At 35.3% G+C, this 11,980-nt stretch carries 10 protein-coding genes and 1 tRNA gene; 6 read left to right on the forward strand and 5 right to left on the reverse strand.

Translation table 11 applies throughout. The annotated features are described in order from the left end of the window. Positions 1-371: 371 nt before the first annotated feature. The gene (locus NMY3_RS12980; protein WP_196816263.1) at positions 372-3,620 is read right to left on the reverse strand and encodes a class I tRNA ligase family protein; all 3,249 of its coding nucleotides are present in this window, start codon (positions 3,618-3,620) and stop codon (positions 372-374) included. 270 nt (positions 3,621-3,890) lie between these two features. Here NMY3_RS12980 and ppa point away from each other — a divergent pair, with 270 nt between their 5' ends. Next, a complete protein-coding gene (gene ppa / locus NMY3_RS12985) occupies positions 3,891-4,424 on the forward strand; it encodes an inorganic diphosphatase (protein WP_196816264.1) in 534 nt (177 codons plus the stop codon). On the opposite strand, the gene NMY3_RS12990 is transcribed toward ppa, so the two are convergent. After that, positions 4,419-5,720: an AAA family ATPase gene (locus NMY3_RS12990; RefSeq protein ID WP_196816265.1), complete on the reverse strand. Its 1,302-nt coding sequence runs from the start codon at positions 5,718-5,720 to the stop codon at positions 4,419-4,421. The genes ppa and NMY3_RS12990 overlap by 6 nt on opposite strands. 194 nt (positions 5,721-5,914) lie before the next feature. On the opposite strand from NMY3_RS12990, the gene NMY3_RS12995 reads away from it, so the two are divergent. Then, entirely contained in the window at positions 5,915-6,706 is a 792-nt protein-coding gene (locus NMY3_RS12995; RefSeq protein ID WP_196816266.1) for a TrmB family transcriptional regulator, read from the forward strand. A gap of 28 nt (positions 6,707-6,734) precedes the next feature. Here the strand turns inward: NMY3_RS12995 and NMY3_RS13000 are convergent, their stop codons facing one another. Next, the gene (locus NMY3_RS13000) at positions 6,735-7,598 is read right to left on the reverse strand and encodes an NAD(P)H-hydrate dehydratase (RefSeq protein ID WP_196816267.1); all 864 of its coding nucleotides are present in this window, start codon (positions 7,596-7,598) and stop codon (positions 6,735-6,737) included. 92 nt (positions 7,599-7,690) lie between these two features. On the opposite strand from NMY3_RS13000, the gene NMY3_RS13005 reads away from it, so the two are divergent. From NMY3_RS13005 to NMY3_RS13020, 3 genes are all read left to right on the forward strand, one after another. Continuing rightward, a complete protein-coding gene (locus NMY3_RS13005) occupies positions 7,691-7,894 on the forward strand; it encodes a hypothetical protein (RefSeq protein ID WP_231100071.1) in 204 nt (67 codons plus the stop codon). Between the two features lie 139 nt (positions 7,895-8,033). Next, entirely contained in the window at positions 8,034-8,198 is a 165-nt protein-coding gene (locus NMY3_RS13010; RefSeq protein ID WP_134482808.1) for an RNA polymerase Rbp10, read from the forward strand. Between the two features lie 213 nt (positions 8,199-8,411). After that, entirely contained in the window at positions 8,412-9,641 is a 1,230-nt protein-coding gene (locus tag NMY3_RS13020) for an adenosylhomocysteinase (protein WP_196816268.1), read from the forward strand. 500 nt (positions 9,642-10,141) lie between these two features. On the opposite strand, the gene NMY3_RS13025 is transcribed toward NMY3_RS13020, so the two are convergent. Next, entirely contained in the window at positions 10,142-10,636 is a 495-nt protein-coding gene (locus tag NMY3_RS13025) for an NOB1 family endonuclease (RefSeq protein ID WP_196816269.1), read from the reverse strand. Then, positions 10,626-11,426: an NAD(+)/NADH kinase gene (locus NMY3_RS13030; RefSeq protein ID WP_196816270.1), complete on the reverse strand. Its 801-nt coding sequence runs from the start codon at positions 11,424-11,426 to the stop codon at positions 10,626-10,628. Before NMY3_RS13030 ends, NMY3_RS13025 begins: the two co-directional genes overlap by 11 nt. 378 nt (positions 11,427-11,804) lie before the next feature. Between NMY3_RS13030 and NMY3_RS13035 the strand changes: the two genes are divergently transcribed. Beyond that, a tRNA-Ile gene (locus NMY3_RS13035) sits at positions 11,805-11,878 on the forward strand. Positions 11,879-11,980 lie beyond the last annotated feature (102 nt).

Below are 11,980 nucleotides of genomic sequence, written 5' to 3' on the forward strand. Positions count from 1 at the left end.
TCTACATTAAAGATCATTACATTTGACTCTTAACTAATAATCTTTACACATCATACGCAACTATTTTTTAATTACCGCTAAAAAACGCTTCCCGGCTAAAAATATGAAAATTATTGTATCGAATCAAGGCAACCGCCCCTCCTACAGATCCACTTGGGAATGACCCGATCTATCTAACATTCCTACCCTAGTTATCATGATTGCTATTGTTTTTTTAAAAAATGGATAGTACATGATGTATAAAATTTATTTTGTTTACGCTTCCTCGGCAGAAAAAAATTTCTACATTCTAAAAGAGTAAACTTATTTTCTAAATCAGATTCTATCAGCAAATTGTGAGCTAACTGTAGTGATCCATGTTATGTATGATACTAAAGTATATAAATTGAAATTTCTCTACCGTCTAGTTCTATTTTTTTAAATCCTTTTTCTTCATCAGTCTTATCTGAAAATTCAATCCTGTTTACCCGTACCAAATTCTTTAGATCTATTTCAAAATCACGTAATTTTGAAATTTCCTCAGGAGAAAAATTGGAAATATATGCGATATCAAGTATCTGGGTAGGAGAATATCCTAATTCTTTTCGAAGTTGCTGAATGTTTCGAGCCAAATCCTTCACCAAACCCTTTATTATTAATTCTTCGTTTCTAGAAGTATTTATCAAGAGAATTGTATTTTCCTTCTCCCCCATTACATAACCACTTCTCGGGATAAATGTAAAATCCATGTCAGTCATAGTCAAATCTATTGATTTATTTGGTGAGTAATCTAAATGATAAAACCCCTTCACTTGTAAGTGATTAAGAATCTGTATTTTATCTTCATTTTCAAACTTGTCAACTAATATGCCAATATCGCTTTTAACAATCTTGGCAACACTTTTTCTGTTTATGGCAATTGAAGGTATGATTGGAGCATCAAGGTTCAATAGATTTATTATTTTTTCAACGATGTTATTTGCCCTGAGTTTCTTAACTTCAATACTTTCAATGTTCATTTGTTCTTTTAACAATTCTTTTATCCCTCCCACTTTTAGAAATTCAATCTCATCAACGTAAATCTGTGCTGATTCTAGCGGCCACCTCCTTTTCAACTTGTGTCGGTTTCTCAATGAAAATGATAAGGATGAGATCCCCTTGATCTTGTCAAACGCTGCTTCAACTTTTTTGTTAGCTATCGTGGCTAATTCTTCACCTCCAGGCAGATTTTCCATCAAAATCGAATCAAACAGTTTAAAACATGATTGGTAAAGATATTCAGTAAAAAATGGACAAATAGGATGAAGTATGATATCAATTGTCAATAAACATCGAGATAAGATTCTATATACAGTAAACCTCCTATTTTGGTTATCAAGATCATCACTCCAAAGGTCATATCTTATTAAAGGAACATATGTTTGACTTAATGAGTTTATTATAAAGTCCTCAACCGCATGAGAAGCTTCATGAAACCTACAGTTATTTAACAAATGAGAGGATTCATCGATTAAGTCTTTAAGCTTTGTCAAGATCCAAACGTCTTGACTTCTCAATGAAAGATCCTTTGCCTTCCAACCCGACCTTGAGTACCACTCAGTGAATTTGAATTGATCATAGTTCGCATTTTGCTGATAGTAAATATGTAAGAAAAAAAGTGTACTTAAAACCTGATGAGGTCTAGAAGACATTTCCCTAATGTCAAAATTTAACGGCTCTATTGGAGATGATTTCCATATGAAGTAAAGTCTTACCAGGTCCACAGAATTGCCAGTTAGTAGGGATTTTGCATCAACAACATTTCCTAAACTCTTGCTCATCTTGTTTCCTTTATCATCCAAAACATGCCCTGTGAACAGGAACGATTGAAATGGAGATTGGGGACTTTTTTTAAAAATAACATTTAGCATCAATAATGTGTATGCCCAACCTCTGGTTTGGTCAATCCCCTCTGTTAAGAATTCAGCTGGAATTAATGTATCATATTCTGCATCGGAAAGTGATGAATAAGGGGCACTTCCGCTGTTATGCCATGTATCTAATACAAATAATTCTCTCTTCATTTTGTTTTGACATTTAGAACAATCGATTAGTACCTCATCTATCCAGGGCCTGTGTAATTCAAATGTTTCTCCATCAGGCAAATAAGATGCTCTTGCGATAATTGCCTTCCTGGAAAATAACCCTTCTTTAAAAGAGCATTTGGTACATTTCCAAATTGGAAGCGGTGTTCCCCATACTCGTTCTCGCGATATACACCAAGGGACCTTTTCTCTAATAATCTCTTGGAACCGATTTTTTGGTTGCTCGTAGAAATAGTTTACCTTTGATGCAGCAACTATAGGCTGATCTCCTAAAACATCAATCATATAGAAATATTCCTTCCTTGCCAACCAAACTATTTTGTGATGAGATCGCCAACAAGTAGGGTACTTATGGGTTACCTTGCCTATCTTTACCACCGAATCTGTCAATTGCATGTCAGTAACAACTATTGGATCAACATCTCTTACGAATTGATTTTTGTACTTGCCGGCATCTTTAGTAAAGAATACCTTGTCATCAATGGGTACAAAGATTGGTAATTTACGTCTATTTGCTATTTCAAAGTCCTCCTCTCCATTGGCTGGTGATAAGTGAACAATTCCACTTCCGGTAGTAACATCCACAAAATTTTCTGCCACTACAAAATGGATTTTTCCTTGGGAAGAGAGATCATTCAATCCCGGTATATTTTCTAGTAGGGGATGAATGTAATACTGACCTTCTAGTTTTATGCCCGAGAATGTATCGACTACTTCATAATTTTCAATCTTCAAGTCGGCCATTAATTCTTTAACTCTATTTTCGGAAACAATCCATTTTTCATTTTTGCCTTTAAAATCCACCTCTAAAGTTAAATATTGAGCCTCTGGATTTACACCCACCAATTCGTCAGTAATTAATGTAAAAGGCATTGTGGTCCATACCACTAGGAAAGTTGCTGATTCTTTTAGTCTTACCTTATAATAGAATGAAGGATCTTCTACCTGTTCATAACTTTGATTGATTTCAGCATTACTTAAAGACGTTTGACAAGATGGACAATATGCTACAACTCGAAACCATTCTTTCAATATCCCATCTTCTAATGCTTTGCTGATGTATTTCCATTCTCTTTCAATATATGTATCTGTATAAGTCCAGTAGCCCTTATCATAATTGAAAGACATCCCAATCAAATTATCTACTTCTACCCATTTTTTGTTATATTCAAGAATTAATTTTTTACAAGTTTCGACGATCTTCTTGATTCCAACTTTTCGGAGATTATCTGATTTATTACCGGTTAACCCTAGAATCTTTTCTGCTTGCAGTTCGACCGGTAAACCCTGAGAATCCCAGCCTGGTTGAAACTCCATCTTCTTTTTTTCTAAGGTAGATTTTCTAAACCAGAGATCTTTAATTATTCTCCCTCTAATATGACCCAGGTGTGGCTCCCCATTCATAGTAGGTGGCCCTTCTACGTAGCCTATCGTCTTTTTAAAATTTTCAGGATTTCTAAGATATTCGTTGATGTTTGTTTTTATTGTGGGATCATCATAATAGGCTCTAACTTGATTTTCAAATGTCTTTAGCTCAAATTTATCCCCCAATTTCATACTATACTGAAAAACAAATGTCCATCCATTCTTATATTTTTGGAACTTGGGTTCCTATCAGGGCCAAAAAACACAACCAGATTTCTGCTACATGCTTTGGGCGACCTGATGAGTAAATAAATTCAAATATTCGAGTGCGCGATTTTTGCGCATCCTAGCAACACACAGGAATGACAGGAAATTATATAAAAATTGTTATAGTTCAGAAGCAATTTGACAAAGGATCCTCTCATAAATAGAATTATATTAAAATTGTAAAAATCTCTTAATGTGAATAAATTCAGTCAAATTGGAGCAGGAAAGAATCCACCTGGTGACATTTACGTAGTAGTTGAAATACCTAAGAATAGTAACATCAAATATGAATTGGATGAAGAAACCGGAATTTTGTTTGTAGACAGAAAGCTACATACCTCCATGGTATATCCATTTAACTATGGATTTGTACCCCAAACTAAGGAAGAAGATGGGGACCCAATAGATATCCTGATATTGAGTAACGATCAATTTTCTCCCCTTTCAGTGGTCAAAGCAAAGCCGATTGGTGTCTTGATCATGGAGGACGAAGAAGGGAAAGACTCCAAAATCATAGCCGTACCCAATGATAAGATTGATTTTGATTATGCCAGATACAATGAAATAGATCAATTGGATAGCCGAACTTTAGATAAAATAAAGCACTTCTTTGAGCACTATAAGGAGTTAGAAAAAGGTAAGTTTGTAAAAGTCACCGGCTGGGAGAATAGTAAGATAGCTGAACGGATAATTAATGAGGGAATTGATAGGTTTAAGAAGGAATCATAGGGCTTTGAATTGTTCACTCCAACGCATATAAGCCCTAATCATATCTGAGCTCACACTAGGTTTTCTAACTTTAAACATTTCTTTAAAGTCGGCCAAATTCAATTCCCTGGGCAGATCATCATCTACTAATGGTTCACTTTTTTCAAAGAGTTCATTTACGACCCTTAGCTGTGCAGATTGACAAATGTCTTTGATGTCACTAGCACTGTAAGCTTCGGATAATCTAGCCAATTCATCTACCTTCAGTGAGGGGTCTTTTGTAAGCTTTGAAACATATTGTTTGAAAAGGTTCCGTCTGGAAGCCATATCAGGAAGGGTCACATAGATCCTCTTTTGAAACCTTCTCAAAAATCCAGATTCAAGACTCCAAGGTTTGTTGGTTGCACCTATTACATAGAGGAAGGATTCCTTAGATTTTCCATTAATTCCATCCATTTCGGTCAAGAATTGATTCTTTACACGAACTTCTCCACCAACTTCTCCGTTCCTGGTCCCCAAAAGGGAATCTATTTCATCAATAAATAACAAAATAGGAATTTTTTCTTTCTGGTGCAAAGCTCTGGCAAAGGTAAATAGTTTTGAAATATTTTTTTCTGCTTCTCCCAACCATTTGCTCATCATTGAGGCCGCATCAATATTTATGAAGTAACCATGAATTTCGGCGGCGGCGGCGGCGGCAAGTAAAGTTTTTCCGCAACCAGGGGGTCCAAAAAGCAAAATACCTCTGGGCCAACCCAATGGGAATAAATCGGCACGTCTTGTTGGGTATACAATGGATTCACGAATGGCTCTTTTGGCATCTTCAAGCCCCACTACTTCTTTCCAACTCACCAGAGGTTTTTCCTTCAGTATCAGGTTTGCTAGCTCTGAACCTAACTCTTGAATTTTGTCTGAATCTGTAGACTGTGGGTTATTCCGTCCATTCTGAATATCATTGTGCAAATTTGTCTTATTTGGAGGAATAACGTTATTAATTCTGGAGTTCATCTTTGGCACCGGATTTTCCATGATACTATTTCGCTTTAAATCGGGCTCGGCTGAAGGCTTCCTATCCTCCCCTAGTATTCCATTTGCCATTTGTATAGCTTTAATCCTATTCTGATAGGCACCTGCCCTTTCTAGATACACTCTATTTAACTTGTATTCTGGATAGATTTGAACTAACTTTATTAATGCTTCACTAGCCCTTTGATAAGAGTTTATTGCTGATGAATGTGATCCTTGAGAATCCAGTTTGATAGCTTCGGCGGCAAATTTGCTTGCAGTATTCTCTAATTCCTGTGGCGCAAGTGTCATAGTATTACGTTCTCATGGTATATTTCTAATTTGTTTGATAGGATATGAAGTAAATAGTTTTAAGCAAAAGAATAAAAAAAAATAAACCTGTTTTGCATTAGTCGAAAAGGACTTGTGGTTGTCTTTTTTTAATTATTAATACAATAATTTTGACACACGTTCTTACTATCCTTTATGCAAAATTATTATTTGTCATGTCAACTGATGGTAGTGTAAATAACGAAATTCTTGGTGGTCTAGAAGAGTTAGGATTAACAAAATACGAGGCATCAGCTTATTATAGTCTGCTTGGCAAGGGCATGATTTCAGCAACTGAAATAGCGTATTACTCAAATTTGCCAAGGACGAAAATCTACTTTATTCTAAAAAAGCTGGAAAAAAAGAACCTGGTTTTTATAAACTACCAAAAGCCATTAATGTTTAGGGCCCTTTCTCCCAAGGATTCCTTTGACAACATATTAAGTGAGTATGAAAGCAGGATTACCAGTTTAAAAAAAATAATAGATACACTTCAGCAAATTAATGAAAACGGACTAAAGAATAAGGGAATTGAGGAGAAAAGATACCTAGTCCTAAATCAATTCTGCACGGATAGCAAGATTACTGAATTGTTAAAAAATACAAATGAATCAATTGCCATATCTTTAAATCATTGGGGTAACGTGATTTTAAATGCCTCTAAGGAAGAAATATTGAAGGCCATATATAGAGGCGTAAAAGTAAGAATACTGTTTGATTTTCTGTGCCAGGCGGATTCAATAATTTTACCTAACGCGATAGATAAGAAAAGTGCTAAAATTAGTACAAATATGTTTATCTTTGATAATAATAGTATGATTATTATTAATAACGATGGCACAAAATCAGCCTATTTTGATTCTCATGAAATTTTTGTTCCCACTTTAGTTAGTCAATTCAATGACACTTGGGCCAAGATGGAAACAACCCCTTTGGAGAATAATAAAATAGACCCTATCAATATGTGATTTGTCGGTAAATTAGTTCATAATGTTATCAGTTGATAGTATCATATTCCTTCATTACGAAGGGTAACTCGCTTAAAAGATCAGAAGCTAGCATGTGAAATCCTATCTTACTCGATAACCGTGATGCTGCCTTCCCGTTAAAAAATAAACCAAGTAAACAAGAATGTAATGATCCATATTTTGTCCTGAATCCCGTTATTAGACCTGAAAGCACATCTCCTGTCCCCCCTACAGTCATTGATGGGGTGGACCTTTCCAAAACAAAAGTGCTCACCCCGTCAGAGACTATATTCTGATATCCCTTCAATACAATTACCAAGCCGAATTCCTTTGCTTTTCTCGATACCAGTTCGATCTGCTCAGATAACTTTGTAGTAGGGCTATCACCAAAAAGCCGTTTGAATTCTCCAGCATGTGGGGTAACTATGGTGTCATTCTTGGATATATTTGGTAATATCTCAGGAAGGAGAGCCCCAGCGTCTATTACTAGATGAGAATTAGCCCCCAAAAGATCCTGGATAAGCAAAATCAAAGGTTGCGATTTGGATACATTCAATCCCATCCCAATCGCTGCAGCATTAATTTTTTTCGGTAGGGTGTTTAATAGTCTTCTAACTGATCCAGTAGTCAACTTGTCATCTGGAAATGGTAAGATTATAAGATCCGGTGAAAAAATTCGAGATGAAATTAAGTTGATCTTTGGAATAGCAGTATAGACCAAGTCAGTCCCACTCCTTAAAGCAGCTAAGGAAGTTAGTAGAGGAGCTCCATGATAGATTCGGCTCCCCCCAACCACTAGGGCTATACCGTTTTCCCCTTTTCTCGACAAGATACTTCGCGGCTTTATAATTTTTCTAATAAGGTCATCATTAACTAAAGAGTAGTCTTTCATCTTGGATTAATAACATAGAGGATCCTCATAATAATTAGTTTTAACGACAATTAAATAGAAATAGGGGATTGCCTTCTATAATAACTTGAGTATTGAATAAAAAGGATAAGGGTTCAATTAAAGATCCCCAGTCAGAGAACACAGATCAGAAATTTACTGTTCCTTTAGAAATCGATACACATTATCAACTATATGGCAAACACATGTGGGAGGTCAACTACTTTGAAAAATGTCCCCGGTGTGATAAACGGATAGACGAATTTGGCTATTGTGCATGTACAGGTTTTGCAGATTAATCATTTGTTCATATTCACGGTATTCTCAACCAATTTGACCAAAATAATAGCCAAATTAGTGAGAAAGAACAGGTAGGTGTTTTACTTTACATCTATTGTTTGGATAATAATTATATAGCTGTTCGGAGAGATATTACGTATGAGTAACGAAGTTATGGGTGCGGTAACGTATGAATGTATGTCATGTGGCACTAACGTAACAGCAGAAGAATTGTCATACTTACCAGAGATAAAATGTATTTGCGGGTTCAGGGTATTTAGAAAGGTAAGACAGCCAATCATAAAACAACTAAAAGCGATTTAAGTGAAAATAAGATGTCCTGATTGTAAAGAGGCGGCATTTCTTAGCGATGATTTTTCTATAGTCAAGTGTGATAATTGCGGTTTTGATAAGACCTATGGAGAATATGTTAAATACGTTGCATACAAGGATCCAAGATACTCAGACATACTAAGCGATTATAAGTAGAAAATGGAACTATTGCCACCAGATCATTTAGAATGAGATGAAATTTGGATGGCAATCAGTACTGAGGTTAAGGAGGAAGATGAGGTAGGAAAATCCGAATACTTGTGGGCAAAGAAGCACATGCCCGTTCTAGACCGTTTAACTCGTAGATTCGTATCTAAAAAGTCCTTGCAAAATTTTAGACTGGGTATTTGCCTACACATAACAAAAGAAACATCGGTATTGCTCATGGCACTGAAAGAAGCTGGTGCAGAGGTTAATTTGTGCCCTGCCAATCCACTCTCAATTCAGGATCCCGTCAAATCATTTTTGATAAAAAATGACATTAAGATTTTTTCTAAAAAGGATGATACCCTCTTAGATTTTTACAGCAATATGGAAGGCGTACTAGATACCAAGCCTAACATTATTACCGATGATGGAGGAGAGCTTCACAAAAGGGCATTGTGTAGAAAGTTCAACGTTATGGGCGGAACTGAGGAAACTACTTCTGGAGTTAACAGACTCATGGCATGGGGTAAAGAAGGTTTGTTGATGTACCCGATCATCGCAGTAAATCGTTCAAGGACAAAATATCTGTTTGATAATAGATATGGAACAGGACAGAGTACAATAGAAGGGATACTAAAAACTACAGGGATACTATTGTCTAGTAAGAGGATTGTAATTTGCGGCTATGGATGGGTTGGAAAGGGAGTAGCAAAGTGTGCTAACGGGATGGGAGCCAAAGTTACAATTACAGAGGTCAATCCACTGAAAGCATTGGAGGCATATTTTGATGGCTTTGAAGTAAAGCCGTTAGATGAAGTAATATCAAATGGAGATATTTTCATAACTTGTACTGGTCAAGTAAATGTTATTGGCCAAGATCAATTTGAAAAAATTAACGAGGGGGCAATATTATGCAATGCTGGCCATTTTGACGTAGAAATCGACATAAATTATTTGAATTCTATAGACCAGAATCACTTCTCTCCAAGAATGAATATCGAATGCTATAGGGTCGGAGAGAAAAAAAAGAAAATTTACTTGTTAGCGAAAGGGAGGGTCATCAATTTGGTAGGTGCAGAAGGTAACTCTCCAGAAGTAATGAGTATTTCTTTTGCAAATCAGTTCTTGTCTATTGTTTACCTTTCTCAATTTCATGAAAAATTAGATAACCAAATCTATAATACACCAAAAAAAATTGAAAGAAAGATAATATTGGCTGCAATGGATTCATTTGGTTTAAAGATAGACAGGTTAACTCCTCAGCAAAATGATTACTTTAAGAAATGATTTTATCGACCAGTATATCAATCATTTTTTCTTGATTGTCAATGTTGACTAAAACGTAATCGCTGTTTAGAAAATGAATTATGCGGTCTACTCCTCAGAATAGTGTTACAACATGGACATTTAAATCCCTGCCATTCAAGAAACAATTCACATTCTTTGCATAATTTATAACCTTGACTGTAGTAACTAAAAGAGTCGTTAGTCTTGTATGCTTTATACTTTTTGCAGATTGATCTACAATACATCTCTTAAAAAATAATTAACCATATTTGTCATTCTCCTATGTGTGAAACTTAAATTATTTTTCATATACCACAATTACATCAATTACTTAAGAACTTAACTGTCTATTCTTATAAGAAATTTGCCTAAATTCAATCAGTAAGAACCGAAACGATATCTAAGGACAAGAAATCTATTTTCAAAAATTCATGATAAAAGAATAGTTGCAAACTTGGCTGATGTATCATTAGTAAGTTAGATCGCAATATGAATTTTTACTAGCGAATCTTTTCTTTTCTGAGTACTAAGGAGTTACCACACTTGTTACAAAAACTTGATTTTAAATCAAAAAAAGTCTTACATATACTGCAATACTTTGTTGTTTTTTTTGCCACAAATTTATTTTTCCCGGGCGTCAAAACGTTTATAGAAAAATATTTTGCAGCATTGGCCAGAGCATAATCGGACGATAAAATGGGTAAATGGAGCTGTAAGCTAAGTGCAATTACAGAACGATCAGCTTTTGATAATTCCATTTGGCCCAAATCTATACATTTTCGTTTGACGATAGAATGCACAATGTTATCGGGTTCATGAATTATTACCTTTCCTGCAGTTATCAATAAATTTAAGCCATCAATTCGTCTCTTAATGTGATTTATTTCTTCCTGAATAGCAGGTGTTATGTAATAAACATAATCTGAGGTGGTTTGAAATGGTATTCCACTGTAAAAAATATTGGAATCTGTTACAAATTCTTTTCTAGAATCCAAGTTTGTTCATCTGTCGAGTATCATTCTTATTGAATCTGAGAAAAACTGCATCATACCGATATTTTGAAATCTTTATATGCTGGTTCTCCGGGATTTCCTTAACAAGCTGTCCATCCATGATTAATTTGAGATCATGATTCGCGCTAATAGTAACTGCTATCAAAGGTAACACAAAAGAAGGCAGTCTATTAACGGATCCTATTGGAGTAATCAACATACAATCCAAATGTTCTTGAAGTATGGGCCCGCCATTGGATAGGGAATGCCCTGTAGATCCAGTAGGAGTTGAAACTATCATTCCATCCATCTTTTGACTGTATCCATCGTCATTGATAGAGAGATAAAACAAAGGTGTTTTCGTAAGATCAGATCGCATTATGACGTAATCGTTTAAAACAGGAACCGTAGTATCATCACCAATCTGTGCTACTATTCTTATCCTTCTATCGAGAAAATAATGGCCATTCAAGAGCGGGTCCACTATCGAATCTACCGAATCTTTTGATACCTCCGATAAAATTCCGCGAGTACCACCTGCGTTTATACAAAGTACTGGTATATCCGGAGGTAACGTTCTAAAAGTCTTGATGGTAGTTCCGTCGCCCCCGATAGCTATAGCCAAATCAACATCTATACCCATTTCTGGCCGATGTGAATCATAGTCCCTCCTAAAGTCTATGACATTAATCCCTTGCTGAGCCAACTTTTCTCTTAACAAGTAAGAAACTTTTCTAGATTCTTCATTATTTCTTTTGGTAAAAATGGCAATACATCGGATTCGATTACTCAAGCAGTTAATGATAAAACACGGTAGTATATTTTTTTACTTATTTTATTTAGAATACCAGAATGGTTATTGAATTTTTGACGGAATTTTTAGTTAAATCTAGAACAAAATACTAGAATACTATATCCGAAAGCAAATGCTAAATATGATAGTAAAAAATGAAACTTTCAAATTGGAAATATATAACTTTGGTCTAAATTAGTTCATATTTTCAGCTTGGTAAAGAGTAATAGAGGTAAGGATAATTAAATTTAAGAGATTGAGCGTCGTTTACTATTTACAATGTAAGTCAAGCTTGAGTATTTGGCAAAAACTAGCCTTTGGAATACAATAAATTACATTTATATTACAAAAATAAAGCCTTTAGAAAATAGAAAAAAAGGGCCGATAGCTCAGCTTGGTGGAGCGTTCGACTGATAATCGAAAGGCCGAGGGTTCAAATCCCTTTCGGCCCATAAGGTATACGGGTTGAAATACTTCTTTATCAATAGTACACTTTCAAAGGAGTTGATTTAAGGTTCCAATTAAACTAGATACACTATTAGCAAAGGTACAAG

Source organism: Candidatus Nitrosocosmicus oleophilus, assembly GCF_000802205.1.
GTDB lineage: Archaea > Thermoproteota > Nitrososphaeria > Nitrososphaerales > Nitrososphaeraceae > Nitrosocosmicus > Nitrosocosmicus oleophilus.